This window comes from Polynucleobacter sp. AM-25C3 (genome assembly GCF_018882335.1).
Taxonomy (GTDB): domain Bacteria; phylum Pseudomonadota; class Gammaproteobacteria; order Burkholderiales; family Burkholderiaceae; genus Polynucleobacter.
This window is the reverse complement of record NZ_JACVOS010000016.1, coordinates 20,371-38,057: the sequence shown is the minus strand read 5'-3', so window position 1 is coordinate 38,057 and position 17,687 is coordinate 20,371. Positions and strand designations below refer to the sequence as shown.

18 protein-coding genes and 2 tRNA genes are annotated in these 17,687 nt (G+C 47.0%); 4 read left to right on the top strand and 16 right to left on the bottom strand.

Going from position 1 to position 17,687, the window contains the following annotated elements; all coding sequences use genetic code 11:
• Positions 1–677, top strand: a 677-nt coding sequence (locus tag ICN12_RS10045; protein ID WP_518519187.1) for an NfrA family protein, incomplete at its 5' end; no start/stop codon positions are given.
• On the top strand, positions 677–1,567 hold the full coding sequence (locus tag ICN12_RS10040; RefSeq protein ID WP_216272367.1) for a DUF4434 domain-containing protein: 891 nt from the start codon (positions 677–679) through the stop codon (positions 1,565–1,567). The genes ICN12_RS10045 and ICN12_RS10040, both read left to right, overlap by 1 nt.
• Before the next feature lie 57 nt (positions 1,568–1,624).
• On the opposite strand, the gene ICN12_RS10035 is transcribed toward ICN12_RS10040, so the two are convergent.
• From ICN12_RS10035 to uvrC, 4 genes are all read right to left on the bottom strand, one after another.
• Positions 1,625–1,698 (bottom strand) — tRNA-Cys (locus ICN12_RS10035).
• Between the two features lie 49 nt (positions 1,699–1,747).
• Positions 1,748–1,823 (bottom strand) — tRNA-Gly (locus tag ICN12_RS10030).
• A 117-nt stretch (positions 1,824–1,940) separates the two neighbouring features.
• A complete protein-coding gene (pgsA, locus tag ICN12_RS10025) occupies positions 1,941–2,516 on the bottom strand; it encodes a CDP-diacylglycerol--glycerol-3-phosphate 3-phosphatidyltransferase (RefSeq protein ID WP_216272366.1) in 576 nt (191 codons plus the stop codon).
• A gap of 36 nt (positions 2,517–2,552) precedes the next feature.
• On the bottom strand, positions 2,553–4,481 hold the full coding sequence (uvrC, locus tag ICN12_RS10020; protein ID WP_216272365.1) for an excinuclease ABC subunit UvrC: 1,929 nt from the start codon (positions 4,479–4,481) through the stop codon (positions 2,553–2,555).
• On the opposite strand from uvrC, the gene earP reads away from it, so the two are divergent.
• Both earP and efp read left to right on the top strand, forming a co-directional pair.
• Entirely contained in the window at positions 4,480–5,559 is a 1,080-nt protein-coding gene (earP, locus tag ICN12_RS10015) for an elongation factor P maturation arginine rhamnosyltransferase EarP (RefSeq protein ID WP_216272364.1), read from the top strand. The genes uvrC and earP overlap by 2 nt on opposite strands.
• An 87-nt stretch (positions 5,560–5,646) precedes the next feature.
• Entirely contained in the window at positions 5,647–6,207 is a 561-nt protein-coding gene (gene efp / locus ICN12_RS10010; protein ID WP_216272363.1) for an elongation factor P, read from the top strand.
• A 71-nt stretch (positions 6,208–6,278) separates the two neighbouring features.
• Here the strand turns inward: efp and nagZ are convergent, their stop codons facing one another.
• From nagZ to fabG, 12 genes are all read right to left on the bottom strand, one after another.
• Complete coding sequence (nagZ, locus tag ICN12_RS10005; RefSeq protein ID WP_216272362.1) at positions 6,279–7,355, bottom strand: beta-N-acetylhexosaminidase; 1,077 nt, start codon at positions 7,353–7,355, stop codon at positions 6,279–6,281.
• A 45-nt stretch (positions 7,356–7,400) separates the two neighbouring features.
• Positions 7,401–7,793 carry a holo-ACP synthase gene (gene acpS / locus ICN12_RS10000; protein ID WP_216272361.1) on the bottom strand — a complete coding sequence of 131 codons (393 nt, stop codon included), beginning with the start codon at positions 7,791–7,793 and terminating at the stop codon, positions 7,401–7,403.
• 15 nt (positions 7,794–7,808) lie between these two features.
• Positions 7,809–8,543: a pyridoxine 5'-phosphate synthase gene (pdxJ, locus tag ICN12_RS09995; RefSeq protein ID WP_216272360.1), complete on the bottom strand. Its 735-nt coding sequence runs from the start codon at positions 8,541–8,543 to the stop codon at positions 7,809–7,811.
• 12 nt (positions 8,544–8,555) lie between these two features.
• Positions 8,556–9,290, bottom strand: a complete 735-nt coding sequence (recO, locus tag ICN12_RS09990; protein WP_216272359.1) for a DNA repair protein RecO — start codon at positions 9,288–9,290, stop codon at positions 8,556–8,558.
• Positions 9,291–9,296: 6 nt separating this feature from the next.
• Positions 9,297–10,193, bottom strand: a complete 897-nt coding sequence (gene era, locus ICN12_RS09985) for a GTPase Era (protein WP_216862184.1) — start codon at positions 10,191–10,193, stop codon at positions 9,297–9,299.
• A gap of 44 nt (positions 10,194–10,237) precedes the next feature.
• Positions 10,238–11,029, bottom strand: coding sequence for a ribonuclease III (gene rnc / locus ICN12_RS09980; protein ID WP_216272357.1), 792 nt, complete (start codon positions 11,027–11,029; stop codon positions 10,238–10,240).
• A 4-nt stretch (positions 11,030–11,033) separates the two neighbouring features.
• Complete coding sequence (gene lepB, locus ICN12_RS09975; protein WP_216272356.1) at positions 11,034–11,840, bottom strand: signal peptidase I; 807 nt, start codon at positions 11,838–11,840, stop codon at positions 11,034–11,036.
• Positions 11,840–13,645, bottom strand: a complete 1,806-nt coding sequence (gene lepA, locus ICN12_RS09970; RefSeq protein WP_216272355.1) for a translation elongation factor 4 — start codon at positions 13,643–13,645, stop codon at positions 11,840–11,842. Before lepA ends, lepB begins: the two co-directional genes overlap by 1 nt.
• Before the next feature lie 144 nt (positions 13,646–13,789).
• The gene (locus ICN12_RS09965; RefSeq protein WP_216272354.1) at positions 13,790–15,238 is read right to left on the bottom strand and encodes a DegQ family serine endoprotease; all 1,449 of its coding nucleotides are present in this window, start codon (positions 15,236–15,238) and stop codon (positions 13,790–13,792) included.
• A gap of 70 nt (positions 15,239–15,308) precedes the next feature.
• Positions 15,309–16,556, bottom strand: coding sequence for a beta-ketoacyl-ACP synthase II (gene fabF / locus ICN12_RS09960; protein ID WP_216272353.1), 1,248 nt, complete (start codon positions 16,554–16,556; stop codon positions 15,309–15,311).
• A gap of 28 nt (positions 16,557–16,584) precedes the next feature.
• Positions 16,585–16,827, bottom strand: coding sequence for an acyl carrier protein (gene acpP / locus ICN12_RS09955; RefSeq protein WP_216272352.1), 243 nt, complete (start codon positions 16,825–16,827; stop codon positions 16,585–16,587).
• Positions 16,828–16,931: 104 nt separating this feature from the next.
• On the bottom strand, positions 16,932–17,675 hold the full coding sequence (fabG, locus tag ICN12_RS09950; RefSeq protein ID WP_216272351.1) for a 3-oxoacyl-ACP reductase FabG: 744 nt from the start codon (positions 17,673–17,675) through the stop codon (positions 16,932–16,934).
• Positions 17,676–17,687 lie beyond the last annotated feature (12 nt).

The window sequence follows — 17,687 nt, the reverse complement described above, 5'->3', positions numbered from 1 at the left end:
TCGGCTTGTTTGAGGATGGCCATGATTTGGCTATCGGTAAAGCGGGAGGTTTTCATAGAATTTCCTTTAAATCAAACAACTTAGAAATTCTACTTTTAACTCAGGTTAAGGGGCGGGGGTATTACCGGGGCTCAAATAATTCGCCCATCCCTCTGTATGCCCCTATGATTGCTGGCGGCTTACGGTGGAAGCCGTTATCTGACTATGTCCTCAATCTAGCAATCGAGGAACAAACGCCTTTAGATCGAGGTCAATACACTCAAACCTCATTGATGCTTCGAGCTAGCGCTTCATTATTGAATTCAGGAATTTATAGTGATGACTGGCATCCCAATGGCACGGGCTGGATAGCACAAAATTTATATTTAGATGCAGCCCATTATGTAACGTCATCCGTCACTTCCTTGGTAACCGATTATCGAATCAGCTATCACCAGAAAATTGAAGAAGGTCAAACGATCGAACCCTACGCTCACCTACAATGGAGCAGCCTAAATCAAGCAAATGGGGTCGATGAACGTCTTGGGATTGGGGCTCGATGGAATATTTGGCAAGGGCAAAGTACATACAACGCTTACCCCAGTAAAATTATGATAGGGTTGGAATTTCAGTACGCTTTCAAAACGTACCTAAATGACAAAAGCGCTATCTTTCTAAGTCTTGGAGGACGTTGGTAATGCGCATCCTATTTGCTACTCTGCTTTGCTTGCTCACCATCACAGTCCAGGCTGAAGGGATTAGGGGTATTTTCTATCAACCCCAACAATCTGACCTCGCTATTCCTTTAGAGCAATGGCCTAAGATTTTCTCTGCGGCCAAGAATAAAGGTTTCAACACACTAGTGATTCAATGGACAAGTTTTGGGGATGTTTTTGCTTCCCCGAAAAATCAGGCATGGTTAAAAGATCGAATCATTGATGCATCTCAGGCTGATCTTAAATTGATCGTCGGGCTTAGCGGAGATCCAGAAATATTTACACGCTTAAAGCAACCGCCAACGATTGTAGGTAGCTACTTTAGGAAAATGAATCAAGCGAATGTGGGGCTTGCCACTTTATGGGCCAAAACACTGCCAGCGGGTACAGTTTCAGGGTGGTATCTTCCCCTCGAAGTTGATGATCGTCAATGGAGGGCGATACCAGCACGAGAAGAGCTGACAAAGTACCTTGTACGTCAAGTCAACGATTTGAATAAGGTACTCCCTCTACCGGTCTATATTTCAAGTTTCTTTGCGGGCAATATGTCGCCAGAGCGTTATGCGGCAATGCTTGAAAATATACAGACCCAATCCAATATTCATTTTTGGATTCAAGATGGTAGTGGGACGAATAAACTCATCAGCACTGAACGAGATCTATATTTAACTGCAGTTAGTAACTGCGCTGGATATGCTGCCTCTGGCTTTATTTATGAATTGTTCCAGCAAACTCATCCTGACCAAGTATTTGCTGCAAAGTCACTAAACCCACTCGAGATGAATAAGACTTTACAAAGCAAGAGCCCGTGTAACGGGGATAATTTATTTTTTGCTTTAAATTACCTAATGGATTTCAATACATTGAAATAAGCTTGGCGGGCAAGGCAAAGGGTATGCGCACCATTACTCTACCTCCATAAGATTCTATGGAGGCGCGTGAGGGAATCGAACCCCCGTACGAAGCTTTGCAGGCTCCTGCCTAACCACTCGGCCAACGCGCCAGAAACCAAAATCAAAAATGGGAAGCTTTTAAGGGCTTCCCATCGAACTTGGAGCGGGAAAGGAGGTTCGAACTCCCGACCTATACCTTGGCAAGGTATCGCTCTACCAGCTGAGCTATTCCCGCATAACAGGGCAGTAGTTTAACAAACAATTTGAGTGGACGCATTATTTCTGGGGAAGACTAAAAACTGACAGGGTTCACATTTACACCAAACCCTTATTGGCCTTGGTTTTGTGGACTTTATTTAGCCCTATCAACCAGCTGAGGTAAAGCCTTTTTCATATAATAAAACATGGACCAAAGCGTTAAAAAGGATGCAATCCAAATAAGCCATGTACCCACTTGAGCACAATTTAACCATCCAAATAAGGTGTCGTTTAACAATAAAAATGGGATCGCTATGAGTTGAGCGGTTGTTTTTAGCTTACCAACCATGTGAACAGCAACACTTTTACCGGCACCCAAGAGGGCCATCCACTCTCTCAATGCGGAGATGGTAATTTCACGGCCAATAATGATTAAGGCAACCCAAACTTGAACGCGATCCATATTAAGCAAGACTAATAATGCAGCTGCGACGATCAATTTATCGGCAACTGGGTCTAAAAACTGCCCAAATGCAGACTCCTGCTTCATGCGGCGCGCTAAAAAACCATCCAACCAATCAGTGACCGCGGCCAAGACAAAAATAACGGTTGCTACGAGATTTTTCTCAAAGGGCGTAAGCCAGTCATTTGGCAGGTAAAACACTACGACCACCAGTGGGATGGCGGCTACACGCAACCAGGTCAGAGCAATGGGCAGATTAAAAGGCATGACTTAAGCATAAACTAATGTGTGTCGACTTGGAAATCAATGGAGCTGCCGATAGATTTGCTCGGCTAATGCGGTAGAAATCCCTTCCACACTCGAGATTTCTTCAATAGTGGCATTAGCAACGCCACGCAAACCACCAAATCGGGCGAGTAATTTTTGACGGCGCTTTGCTCCAATTCCCTCAATTTCTTCCAATTGAGAAACCGTTCTGGCTTTTGCCCGTTTAGCCCGCATACCAGTGATAGCAAAGCGATGCGCCTCATCACGAATCTGCGCCACCAGTAGCAATGCTGCGCTATCAATACCTAGCTCAAGCGACTTACGACCGTCTGCAAAGATCAAGGTCTCTAAACCTACTTTGCGCCCCTCCCCTTTCGCAACACCAACGATGAGGCTGATGTCCATGCCGAATTCAGAAAGCACTTGCCTTGCCATTTCCACTTGACCTTTACCACCGTCAATCAAAATCAGTTGAGGCATCTTTTCAACAGGCAACTCTTGGAAGTTAGCGTAACGTCTTTGTAGAACCTGACGCATTGCCGCGCAATCATCTCCAGGGGTAATGTCGTTAATATTGAAGCGGCGATACTCGCTAGGCTGCATGGCATTTTTTGAATACACCACACAAGAAGCTTGAGTTGCCTCACCAGAGGTATGGCTAATATCAAAACATTCGATGCGCAGCTGCTCAAGACTTTCCAGCTCCAATGCCAAGACATCAGCTAATGCCCTAGCTCTCGCTAGCTGGCCGCCGGTCTCTACCAAACGTTTTGCGATCGCAATCTTGGCATTACCTTCAGCCATGACCAACCAATGTCGTCTCTGACCTTGAGGCTGATGCAGAAAGGTGACGCGTTTGCCAGCTTGCGCGTTTAGCAATTCGTGCAAGCCCTCTGGTAGGATTTCCTCACTTGATTCTTCTGTGGCTGCAACATCATCACCCAGCTTTCGTAAGGGGTGATTGAGAATGAGAACCGGTGGAATCAAATTGGTAGTTGCTTCACCATCGCTGACTTTCTCTTCTAGGTAATGCTGCGCAATAAATGCCTCCAGAATTTCTGTAGGCGGTGGTAATTCTCCAGAAGTGGAGCGCAAGCCTTTAGGGAAATAGGCACGATCCCCCAAATGACGACCACCCCGAATCATTGCTAGATTGACGCAGACCACGCCCTCCATTTGAGCGACCGCAATCACATCCACATCACCTTCACCATCAGCAACAGTATCCATAGATTGTTGTTGTAAGACGCTAGAGAGATCAGCAATACGATCCCTGAGGACGGCTGCCATCTCAAATTCCATGGCATCGCTGTAAGCGTGCATTTTCTTTTCGAGTTCAGATAGCACGCGACTATGATCGCCCTCTAAAAAGCGGGTTGCCTGAGCTACGTCTTGCCCATACTGCTCGACGCTCAGACGACCAACGCAAGGCGCACTACATCGATGAATTTGATGCAACAAACAAGGGCGACTGCGGTTTTTAAATACAGAGTCTTCGCAAGTTCTCAGGCGAAATACTTTCTGCAAAATCTGCACACTATTGCGCACCGCCCATGAATTTGGGAATGGTCCAAAGTAATGATTGCGTTTATCAATTTTTCCGCGATAAGAGGCTAGCCTTGGAAACTGGTGGCCGGTCAACATCACATAGGGATAGGACTTATCATCACGGAAGAGAATATTGAATGGAGGGGCCAGCTCCTTAATGAGATTGTTCTCTAGAATTAAGGCTTCAGTTTCTGAGCGTGTTACTGTTGTTTCGTAGCGGGCAATTTTTCCCACCATCAGCTCTATCCGTGGTGAAAGCTGAGTCCGCTGAAAGTAACTAGACACCCGCTTTTTGAGGTTGCGTGCTTTACCGACATACAAGATATGTCCCGCCTCATCAAAGAAGCGATACACCCCCGGCAATCCGGGTAGCCGTTTAACATCCTGCTGAAGGGTTTCAAAAAGCGAATTGCTCATGCGTTGGGATATTTTCTGTCAAATCGTAGATAACTATGGTGATGCTGGTGTTTGCTGGCGTCTAGCGCGAAGCTTAACAAGTCTTCACGGCCAAGAGGTGCGCATTTTTTGCGATGACCTGCCAACCATTAATTTACTCGCTTCTGGGGTTGATCCAGAAATCAAGCGCCGTATCGATATCCAGCCCTGGGAGGCAAGCCATCACAATAGCCGTCATCCAGTAGAAACACCAGACGTTGTGATTGAAGCCTTTGGATGTGATCTCCCTGAGCGCTACCTTGCAGGCCTGCTCATTGCCTCCAAAAAACCCGTCATTATTAATTTGGAGTACTTGAGCGCTGAGCCTTGGATAGCAGAGTTTCATGGGAAACCCTCTCCGCAAGCCCATGGCATTCCGAAATACTTTTTCTTCCCAGGCTTTCAGGCAAATGCAGGCGGCCTCTTAATTGACCCGGTGCCTACAGAGCCCTTCGTCAGCCCCGCTAATATTCCAGCAAGCTTAAAAACAAGCTGGGAACTGTTGCGACCCAATACAAAACGCATCAGCGTCTTTTGCTATCCAGGCGCCCCACTCCTAAAGTGGCTGGAGGATCTAGGAAGACTTAGCGAGAACTTCGATATTGTTCTGACGCATGGCCAACTTGAGCAACTCCGACTCAGCTCCGGCCACCCCACTCAAGCAATTACTCTGCCCACATCTATTCAACTCATCTCCATTCCGTTTGTTTCTCAAGATGAATATGATTGGATTCTGTCGCAATGCGACTTCAATATTATTCGTGGCGAAGACTCTTTCGTCCGAGGGCAATTAGCAGGTAAACCCTTTATTTGGCACATCTACCCTCAGAAGGATCGCGCGCACGAGGTCAAACTAGCAGCATTTTTAGACCTCTATCTTGAAGATGCATCACAAGAACTGAAACACGCCATCATCGCTGCCATGACCTGGGCAATGCCCAGTCAATGGATTCAGTCGATAGATGCTTGGAGCGCTCATTCCAAGGCTTGGCGTGCTGATTTACTGAAAAAACAAGCTGATGGCGGCTTAGCTGCCCGTCTAATGGGCTTTGTAGCCTGATCTTCAGCAAAATAAGCCTGCGGGCGGTTACAATCTTGTTTTTGATAAAAACCGCAGAAAATCAGCTCTGCACCCAGGAATGGCAAGATGAAAACAGCACAAGAACTCCGCGTTGGTAACGTAGTAATGATCGGCACTGATGCCATGGTCATTTTAAAAGCAGAATATAGTCGCTCAGGCCGTAACTCCTCTGTTGTGAAAATGAAATTTAAGAACTTGTTATCTGGTGCGCCCAACGAAGGCGTGTTCAAAGCAGATGACAAGTTTGATGTGGTGATCTTGGACAAGAAAGATTGCACGTACTCTTATTTTGCAGATCCAATGTATGTATTTATGGATACTGAATACAACCAATATGAAGTCGAAGCGGAATTCATGGGCGATGCATTACATTACCTCGAAGAAAGCATGCCATGTGAAGTGGTGTTCTACGAAGGTAAGGCACTGTCTGTTGCAATGCCTAACTCTTTGGTTCGTGAAATTATTTACACAGAGCCAGCGGTTAAAGGCGACACCAGCTCAGGCAAAGTATTGAAGACTGCAAAATTGGCTACTGGCTATGAGTTGCAAGTTCCTTTGTTCTGCAACACTGGCGACAAGATTGAAATTGATACCCGTACTGGTGAATATCGTAGCCGCGCTAACTAATTTAGCTCGCTCGACAAGTAAAAGCCCGGCATGCCGGGCTTTTTTCTTACCTAGAACCTCCTATATCCAACTTAGGAAATTAACTTTAACTGCTGGAGCAATCCTTTTGCATGCTGGTATTGCACCTCACCCTGCAACTCATCCCAGGCAGGAGCTGTGGCAGTCGGCATCAAACGATTTAATCGAATAGCGGATTCCGCTTGTTTTACTTTGGAGACTTTCAGTTGGCTGAGCAATTGATCTGCCAGATCTGGGCGATTGCAAATCAATACTGCATCACATCCCGCCTCAAGTGCCATATCAGCACCCTTTACTACAGAGCCAGCAACGCTAGCCCCTTCCATTGATAGGTCGTCACTAAAAATCACACCCTCAAAGCCCAACTCTTGACGCAAGATGGAATGCAACCAGATCTTAGAAAAGCCCGCGGGATTTTTATCTACCTTGGGATAAATCACATGGGCTGGCATCACCGCAGTCAAACTCAGATCTAACCATTCATAAGGTTTAGCATCGTCATTCAAAATTTGCTTTAAAGGACGCTCATCCACTGGGATGGCTACATGAGAATCTGCCTCAGCCCAACCATGACCCGGAAAGTGCTTGCCACAGTTCGCCATACCTGCAAGACGTAGGCCCTCATTCAGGCTCTTCGCTAAGGCAAAAGTAATCTGTGGGTCACGACTAAAGGCGCGATCACCAATCACACCACTACGACCAAAATCCAAATCCAGAACAGGGGTAAAACTAAAATCCACACCGCAAGCACGCAACTCAGCAGCCAAGACATATCCACAAGCAGTAGCTGCGGCCATGGCAATAGCTGCAGATTCAGCGGCATGCTTTGATTTATTTTTGGATCCCCAGAGTTCCCCGAGCTTACGCATAGCAGGTAAATGAGTAAAGCCATCTGTTCTGCAGCGTTGCACACGACCGCCCTCATGGTCAATCGAGATCAATACATCGGGGCGGAGTTTTTTAATAGCCGCAGTTAATTTGGTGAGCTGCTTACGGTTGGCAAAGTTTCTGCCAAACAAAATCACACCACCAGTAAGCGGATGCAAGATGCGACGACGATCTTCTGCGTTTAACTCAAGGCCAACAACGTCTAAAGTAACTGGGCCTGGCTTCATAGTCGACTTGCTCATGTATTCCTCGTAATTTTTTAGTTTTATATACTTTTGATAGTTGTTTTATTTTTGAACTACGATGACATGGGCGATAGCCATATCCTGCTCATCACTGACGGTGACTTGAGCTTCCCAGTTTTTTTCCTGCATAAATTGTGCGAGTGCACCCAAATAGGAAGTAACGGGTTTACCGCTAAGCTCATTGAGAGTTTGCAAAGAACGCCACGTCATCGGCATTCTCATTCCCAAACCAATTGCTTTGGAGAAAGCTTCTTTTGCGGCAAAGCGAGTTGCCAAGAAGGCAATGCCCCGCTTGTGATTTCTGGCTAAACGCTGCTTAAAGACCAGCATCTCATCAGGCCCAAGGATTTTTTCAGCTAATCGACCATTGGTGCGATCGTACGCGGCCTGTAGTCGCTCAATCTGCAAAATATCTGTGCCAATACCGATGATCATGTGCTCTTTAGTCTTTTAAGAATGGGTTCTGCCCTGAACCATCAGAGCCTTCATATCCGTAATGGCTGTTTGCCAACCTTTAAAAAGCGCTTCGGCAACGATGGCGTGCCCGATATTGAGCTCAGAGAGCTCTGTAATCGCAGCAATAGGCTCTACATTGCCTTCATGCAAGCCATGCCCTGCATTGACTCGCAATCCAATGCTCTTGCCGTACTGAGCCGCTTTTCTGATGCGTTCAAGCTCTAGCGCTTGTTGATCTCCAGCAAGATCAGCGTAGCGCCCAGTATGTAACTCGACTACTGTGGCACCCACATCTTTAGCTGCCTGAATTTGCTTTTCTTCTGGGTCGATAAATAAAGATACCCGAATACCAGCATTCTTTAACTGGGTAGTAGCGGCCTTTACCGCTTCAAAATGACCCACTACATCTAAGCCGCCTTCAGTAGTGACCTCTTCGCGTTTTTCAGGAACGAGGCACACATCATGCGGCTGAACTCTACAAGCGATCTTAATCATCTCTGGAGTTACAGCGCACTCCAGATTCATGCGCGTCTGAATTAATGGACGAAGGGCTAGCAGGTCAGCATCTTTAATATGGCGACGATCTTCACGCAAATGCAAAGTGATTAAATCTGCGCCAGCCTCTTCAGCCAAACGTGCAGCCTTTAGCGGATCAGGATAAATAGTCCCACGGGCATTGCGCAAAGTAGCCACATGATCAATGTTGATGCCGAGTTCTAACTTAGTCATTGCAGTAGATTACTAGATTTTCTTGAGGTCAATCAAAATCTGACGTGTGGTGAGCACTTGATCCTGAAGGTGCAAGCCAAGCAAAAAGCGCATTAATTGCTTGCTCTCGGAAAGCGTCTCTGGATCAGAAAAATCTCCTACCGCGATTGCCAGGAGGGATCGACCACTCAACACAGGCCATTGGCCTGGATCATCTCCCTGTGCAGGTCTAACGCCACGCTCTGGCTGATAGACATAGCGCTCTTCCGAAATGGGGGCGCTATTGGTTTCTACGCAGCGATCTAGGGCTGCGGCGTAACCTGTCTCTTGAAGTAGAGTTAGCTCAAATGGGCGAAGAATTTCTTCTAAACCTTTGGACTCAAATTCGAGATTAGATAAAGCGGAGATCGTGTCAGTGTAGTGATCGTAGAGCTTTTCATAATCATCTTCACGAGCCAGAAACTTCACCAGCAACTCGTTGAGGTAGAAGCCGCAAAGCAAGGCATCTCCGACTAGGGATGGAGTACCACCGACCCACTCTGATTTAGTCAGAGTACGTAACTCCGATTTACCACTCCAAGAAACCAAGAGAGGCTGAAAGCGCTGCAAGACGGGACGCAATACGGAGTGTGGGCGCTTAGCCCCCTTAGCAATCAAAGCCATCCGACCATGTTGCCGAGTAAACACATCCAAAATTAAGCTGGTTTCCTTATAGGGAATGCTGTGCAATACAAAAGCAGGTTCGTCAGCAACACGAATCGAGGCCATGGCGATTTACTCTAAACCTTGCGCCCGCAACTCAGCACGATCATCAGCCCAACCGCGCTTCACCTTGACCCAAGTTTCCAAAAAGACTTTGCCGTCAAAGAGCTTTTCCATATCAATACGGGCATCGGTAGAGATCTTCTTGAGTCGCTCGCCTTTGGCGCCAATAATCATGGCCTTATGACTATCACGATCCACCAAAATCGTCGCTGCGATACGACGCATCTTGCCGTCCATCTTGAACTGATCAATCACCACGGTGCTGGTGTAAGGCAACTCCTCACCAGTAAAGCGGAAGACCTTTTCACGCAAGATTTCAGCAGCCAGAAAACGCTCGCTGCGATCAGTGATGGTGTCGCCATCGTAAACAGCCTCAGCTTCGGGCAAATAACTCTCAAGCACATCTAGTAATCTTTCAATATCCCCAGGGCTTTTGGCACTCATTGGGACGATCTCAGTAAATTCACATTTATTTTGATCTTCATGGCCACCTAGATCACTCCAAGGCTGACTCATTTCTTTCATGAAATTAAGCAAAGCTTGATCACGCTCAGACGGAGTCTGAAAGCGACTATTGAATAAATCCAATTTATTTAACACCAAAACTACTGGCAAGTCGTTTGGAAGTAGGCGAAGTACCTTCTTGTCATCCTCACCAAAGTAACCAGCCTCAACCACAAAGCAAGCTACATTCACATCTTGCAAGGCAGTGGTTACTGTGCGGTTTAAGGCCTTGTTGAGGGTATTCATCAAACGCGTTTGAAAGCCTGGCGTATCAATGAAGATGAACTGCGCCTCTTCACGATTCTGAATACCTAAAATTCGATGGCGCGTGGTTTGCGCCTTCCGAGAGGTGATGCTGATCTTCTGGCCAACCAAAGCATTCAAGAGAGTCGATTTGCCCATATTGGGACGGCCAACAATGGCGATAGTGCCGCATCTAAACACGATTAGCCCTTCAGCTTAAGATTTAACTGCTCTTCAGTCGCCACTTTTTTTGCTGCTTTCTTTTTGGCTGACCGAGTCTTTTTAGGCTTACCTAATTCTTGTGGCAAGGCTTTTTGAGCGGCGATTAAAGCTAACTTCGCCGCCGCTTGTTCAGCCGCACGGCGTGAAGCACCCTCACCTTTAACAGACACCTTGAGGTTGGGTATTAAACATTCAACCTCAAACTGCTGGTTATGAGCAGCGCCGCTAGTGCCTGTGACGTTATAGGTAGGCAAAGGCAGTTGATAGCTTTGTAAACACTCTTGCAATAAGGTCTTGTCATCTTTACCCAAAGTTTTAGGATCGACATGCGCCAAGATGATCGAATAGAGTTTGCGCAGACATGTCTTAGCTGCATCAAAACCACCATCCAAAAAGATTGCTCCAGTTACCGCTTCGAGTGTGTCAGCCAGAATAGATGGGCGACGAAATCCCCCACTCTTTAGCTCGCCTTCACCCAAGTGAAGGTAGTCCGACAAAGATAATGTTTGGGCAATCTCATATAAAGCTTGCTGCTTGACTAAGTTTGCTCGCACACGAGAAAGGTCGCCCTCATCCAAATCGGAATAGCGCTCATAGAGCATTTCAGCAACTACGCAATTGAGAATGGAGTCACCCAAAAACTCTAAGCGCTCATTATTCTTCTTGCTGTGACTGCGATGCGTGAGTGCTTGATTAAGCAACTCTAACTTTTTAAACGTGTAACCAAGTTGCGCTTGTAGCGGTGCAGCTTCGATAGTGGCGCGGGCGTTCATAACTTTATTCGAAGCCGCCAATACGGCCAAGATTTCCAAGATTCAACCAAACAAAGAACGCTTTACCAACAATGTTTTTATCCGGCACAAATCCCCAATAACGAGAATCAGCACTGTTATCGCGGTTATCGCCCATGGCAAAGTAATGTCCTGCGGGTACCTTGCAAGTGAGTCCAGCATTTTGATATTGGCAGTTTTCAAATCCGGGAAAACGCTCTGCAGGGAACATGCCGGCAGGACGATCTGGATCATTCAAAATCTCGTGCTTGTTACCACCAAGATCTACAGGAAAGGATTCTGCAAAACGTTTGGCGTAACGCATATTTTCAGGGTCTAGGTAAGGTTCGCCACCACTGTATTGCAATGGCTGGCCATTTACTGTTAAACGTTTATCTTGATAAGTGATAGTGTCGCCAGGCAAAGCCACAATGCGCTTGATGTAGTCAACAGATTCGTCACGAGGGTAACGGAACACCACTACGTCGCCACGCCTGGGAGAACCCAGCTCTACAACCTTCTGATTAATCACTGGCAAGCGAATACCATAGGTGAACTTATTCACCAAAATAAAATCGCCAATTTGCAATGTGGGGATCATCGATCCAGAAGGAATCTTAAATGGCTCCACAAGAAAAGAGCGAAGCACAAACACCGCACAAATCACTGGAAAGAATCCTGCCGTATATTCCAACCACAATGGCATGCGGTCGATACCAGCAATACGTCTTTGTGGAGCGAAATAGTATCTGTCAGCAATCCAAGCAATGCCAGAAACCACCACCAGGATAAATAGAATAAGTGCAAAGTTCATTAGTCGTCCACCTGCAAAATCGCCAAGAAGGCTTCTTGTGGAATTTCCACATTACCCACCTGCTTCATGCGCTTCTTACCTTCTTTTTGCTTCTCTAATAATTTACGCTTACGAGAGATGTCGCCACCGTAACACTTAGCCAATACGTTTTTACGCAATGCTTTGACGTTTTCACGGGCAACAATATTGCTACCAATCGCCGCCTGAATAGCTACATCAAACATTTGACGCGGAATAATGCCGCGCATCTTCGCGACCACTTCGCGCCCGCGATGCTGACTATTGCTTCTATGCACGATCACTGAGAGCGCATCCACCCGCTCGCCGTTAATCAGAATATCAACCTTGACCACATCAGCTGGGCGATATTCTTTGAACTCGTAATCCATCGATGCATAACCGCGCGAGATGGATTTCATCTTGTCAAAGAAGTCCAACACAATCTCGGCCATCGGTAACTCATAAGTGAGTTTGACTTGACGTCCAAGGTAATTCATATCCATCTGAATGCCCCGTTTGCCAACGCATAAGGTAATAATTGCACCGACATACTCTTGCGGCATATACAGATTGACCGTCACAATCGGCTCAAGAATCGTATTGATCTTGCTAGCCTCTGGCATCTTTGAAGGGTTGTCTACCGATAAGATGGTTCCATCTGATTGCTCTACTTGGTACACCACCGTTGGGGCAGTAGTGATGAGATTCATGCCGTACTGACGCTCTAAACGCTCTTGCACAATCTCCATGTGGAGCAAACCAAGGAAGCCACAACGGAATCCAAATCCTAAAGCCTGTGATACCTCTGGCTCATACAAGAGTGAAGCATCATTTAATTGCAGCTTCTCCAAAGATTCGCGCAATTGATCGTACTCACTAGCCTCTACTGGATAAAGACCCGCAAAAACTTGAGGCTTGACCTCTTTAAAACCAGGCAGCGGTTCGGTAGCGGGTACTCGGCCTTGCTGCCCTGGTGTATGGGTGACCGTGTCACCCACCTTGGCGGCTTTTAATTCTTTAATGCCCGCAATCACAAAGCCTACTTGACCAGCAGATAGCTCTGGACGATCTACTGACTTCGGGCTAAACACGCCGACATGCTCAACTAAATGGCTTGAACCATTTGCCATGAGGGTAATTTTTTCTTTTGGCTTTAAGGTGCCGTTAACAACACGCACCAACATCACCACGCCGACATAGTTATCAAACCAAGAATCAATAATCAAGGCTTGTAATGGATCTGTTGCACTACCTTTTGGTGGAGGCACGCGCGCAATCATTTCCTCGATGACTTCTGCAACACCCATACCTGTTTTGGCTGAGCATGTCACAGCATCGGATGCATCAATGCCAATCACATCTTCAATTTCTTGTTTAGCACGCTCAGGATCAGCTTGTGGCAAATCAATCTTATTGAGTACCGGCACTACTTCAACACCTAACTCAAGAGCCATGTAACAGTTGGCAACAGTTTGTGCTTCAACGCCTTGGCTGGCATCCACCACTAGCAATGCACCTTCGCATGCAGATAGAGAGCGACTCACCTCATACGAGAAGTCAACGTGACCCGGCGTATCAATCAGATTGATTTTATAAACCTTGCCATCTTTGGCTTTATAAGACAGGGCGGCAGTTTGCGCTTTAATGGTGATGCCGCGCTCACGCTCGATGTCCATAGAATCAAGAACTTGGGCTTCCATTTCACGATCAGTGAGACCGCCGCATAACTGAATAATGCGATCAGCAAGCGTTGATTTGCCGTGATCGATATGGGCGATGATAGAAAAATTGCGGATTAAATCCATAGCGTCTTATGTGGTCTTCAAAAAACGCCTTGTCAGAACGCACCACGATGATGCGCTGCAAAAAGTCGTCTTAAAGTGATTGTAATGGGTGATGCCAAACTGGCACCAAACCCGTTTATTTCATCCAAAAACCGAGGTTTTTGCTTATTTTGGCCTTACTGGGATCACCATGGTGCTATCCGCCCTACGAACAAATACAGGCACCGTCTTATTGGCATCCAAACCCTTAACCAGGCTCTCAAACTGCTTTACCCCTGTGATATCGGCATCTGCAATCCGAATAATGACATCCCCTGGGCGCACCCCTGCCCGCGCTAGAGGACCATCTCCCAGACCAGTAACCTCAACGCCACCACGGATATTGAGCTCCTTCTTCTTGCTATCTGAGGGCTCCGCAACAGCTACCCCAAGAGAATTCGCGTTTCCGCCAGATGCACCAGAACTATCTGACTTCTTAACAGCAGCCTGACCAACTTCGGTATCAACCACCGTCACCATCAGGTCTTTAGTGCTCCCTTTGCGCCAAACCTGCACTGATGCACCGGTTCCGGGCTTAGTCTCGCCAACCGCTCTAGGCAGATCGGTAGATTTACCAATATCACGGCCATTAAAGCTGAGAATCACATCGCCAGATTCAATCCCACCAGCTGCTGCTGGGCCACCAGGTTCCACATTGCGAACATAAGCACCACGCGGCTTACCTAAGCCTAGGCTTTCAGCAATCTCTTTGGTCATTTCACCTAAGGCGACGCCAATGCGGCCACGCGTCATTTTTCCATTAGTACGCAATTGGTCTGCTACGCGCATCGCCTCATCAATCGGAATTGCAAAGGAGATACCCATGTATCCCCCAGAGCGGCTAAAGATCTGGGAGTTAATACCAATAACCTGTCCAGCGGTATTTAATAGGGGGCCACCAGAGTTACCAGGATTAACGGCTACGTCAGTCTGAATGAATGGCAAATAGTCGCCAGTATCGCGACTCTTAGCGGACACAATTCCTGCGGTGACAGTATTTTCTAAGCCAAATGGCGATCCAATCGCCAATACCCACTCACCGACCCTAACCCGTGAAGAATCACCGAGAGGTAATTTAGGCAAGTCACGTGCATCGATTTTGACAACAGCTACATCGGTTCGTTTATCCATTCCCAATAGCTTTGCCTTGTATTCACGCTTATCAGTCAAAGTCACGTAAATAGTATTCGCACCCTCAACCACATGGGCATTAGTCAAAATCATGCCATTGGAATCAATAATGAAACCTGAGCCCACGCCACGATCAGCCTCTTGTGGCTTGCCAGGGTTTGGTTGTGCCTGCTTTGGTCCATTAGGCAATCCTGGAATAGGCACCCCAAAGAAACGACGGAAGAATTCTGCTTGATCCTCGGGCATCCCAGGAATGCCACCCTGGGCTTGCTGCTGTATCACTTTTTCAGTAGTGCGGATGTTCACAACCGCAGGGCTAGCGCGTTCAACCAGATCCGCAAAATCAGGGATAGCTACGCGTGGAGTTTGCGCAGAGGCAAAAGGAATAAATGCAATTTGCCCTAAGCTAAAGGTAGCCAAGAGCGCAATAAGATACTTTTTCATGATGCTATAAGCCTGCTTGGTAAAAACCAATAATTAAAGAAGAAGAAAAGGAAATGGCCTACTAAGGATATTAGGTCAATTTGCCAAAAATCAAGGTACCGTTAGTACCCCCAAAGCCAAAGTTATTTTTAACGGCATGGTCAATCTTCACATCGCGAGCAGTATTGGCGCAGTAGTCCAAATCACACTCTGGATCTTGATTGAAGATATTGATTGTTGGTGGAGACTTCTGGTTATGTAAAGCCAGAATAGTAAAGACAGACTCTAAGCCGCCTGCACCGCCTAAAAGGTGGCCAGTCATCGACTTAGTAGAGTTAATCAAGGTCTTCTTGGCGTGATCGCCAAGGGCAGCCTTAATGGCAGCAGTTTCATTCTTGTCACCCAAAGGTGTAGAGGTGCCGTGCGCATTAATGTAGTCAATTTGATCGGCATTCAAGCCGGCATCGCGCATAGCATTGAGCATGCAACGACGTGGGCCATCCATATTTGGCGCAGTCATGTGATATGCGTCGCCACTCATACCGAAGCCCAAGAGCTCACAGTAGATTTTTGCGCCACGGGCCTTAGCATGCTCATACTCTTCAAGAACAACAACGCCAGCACCCTCACCCAGAACGAAACCATCGCGGTCCCTGTCCCATGGACGTGAAGCAGTTGCAGGGTCATCATTACGTGTCGACAATGCACGGGCTGAAGCGAAACCACCCACACCTAAAGCAGAAATAGTCGATTCAGCGCCGCCAGCCACCATCACATCGGCATCACCGTACTGAATTAAGCGAGCTGCCAATCCAATACTATGCAAACCAGTGGTACAGGCTGTCACTGCAGCAACGTTTGGACCTTTAAGACCAAACAAGATGCTAAGGTGCCCTGAAATCATATTAATGATTGAGCCTGGTACAAAGAATGGGGAGATACGACGAGGACCGCGAGCGAGTAATTCAGCGCCGGTTTCTTCAATCATCGGCAGGCCGCCAATGCCTGAACCAACCATAACGCCAACGCGCTCAGCGTTCTCTTCCGTTACCTGTAGACCGCTATCGCGAATCGCTTGTGATCCAGCAGCGATACCGTAATGGATAAAAGTATCCATATGGCGCGCTTCTTTTGCAGAAACATATTCCTCGACATTGAAATCCTTCACCTCGCCAGCGAAATGCACGCTGAGCGGAGTGTGGTCAAACTTCGTGATAGTAGCGATGCCGGATTTGCCCGCGAGCAAATTAGACCAGGCTGCATCAACCGAGTTACCAACAGGTGAAATAAGGCCTAAACCGGTAACAACAACCCGGCGACGGCCATTTGATGCTGACACAGTAATAGCTATTAACTAAGCTAGGGAATTAACCCTGCTGAGCTTTGGACTGAGCAAAATCGATAGCGAGCTGAACAGTAGTAATTTTTTCAGCTTCTTCATCCGGAATTTCAATCCCGAATTCATCTTCCAAAGCCATTACCAATTCAACAGTGTCAAGAGAGTCTGCGCCCAAGTCATTCACAAAAGAAGATTCATTCTTGATATCTGCTTCTGCGACGCCCAATTGCTCAGCGACGATCTTCTTAACGCGTTGTTCGATGTTATCCATTAATTCCCCCAAGGGTTGTAAAAAAACGATGAAAAGAATTTTATCAGCTTGGCGGACTAAATTAGTAAATCCGTCAAAAAAATGATCAAATTCCTGCTTTATTTTTAAGCTAAATAGAGGCCGCCATTGACATGTAAGGTGTTACCCGTAATATATCCAGCGGCTGGAGAGGCTAAAAATGCCACTGCTTGAGCTACATCCTCAGGACTGCCGAGGCGAGCCAAGGGAATGTTCGCTTTTAGGGCATTTTGCTGCTCTTCGCTCAAAGCGCGGGTCATATCAGTATCAATAAAGCCTGGAGCAACGCAATTAACAGTGATATTGCGGCTACCGATTTCACGAGCCAAGGCGCGTGTCATGCCAGAAACCCCAGCTTTAGCAGCAGCGTAATTGGCCTGACCTGGGTTGCCCATATGGCCAACAATAGAGGTGATATTGATAATCCGACCAGCGCGCGCCTTCATCATTGGACGCATTACCGCCTGAGCCAAACGGAAAACCGCACTCAAATTGGTATCAATAACATCGGTCCACTCGTCTGTTTTCATGCGCATTGCTAAGTTATCGCGGGTAATGCCAGCGTTATTCACCAAAATACTGATGCCGCCAAAATCCTTCACGATCAAATCAATGATGTCCTCACACGCCTTTGGATCAGTCACATTCAATACCTCGCCTCGACCACCACTCGCCTGTAAACGAGCGTTAATGGCTTTAGCGCCGTCCCCAGAGGTAGCAGTACCAATTACTTTGGCGCCACATTTCACCAACTCATCTGCAATAGCCTGACCAATACCGCGTGATGCGCCGGTCACTAATGCAATTTGTCCGCTTAAGTCGAGATTCATATTTGTCTTCCC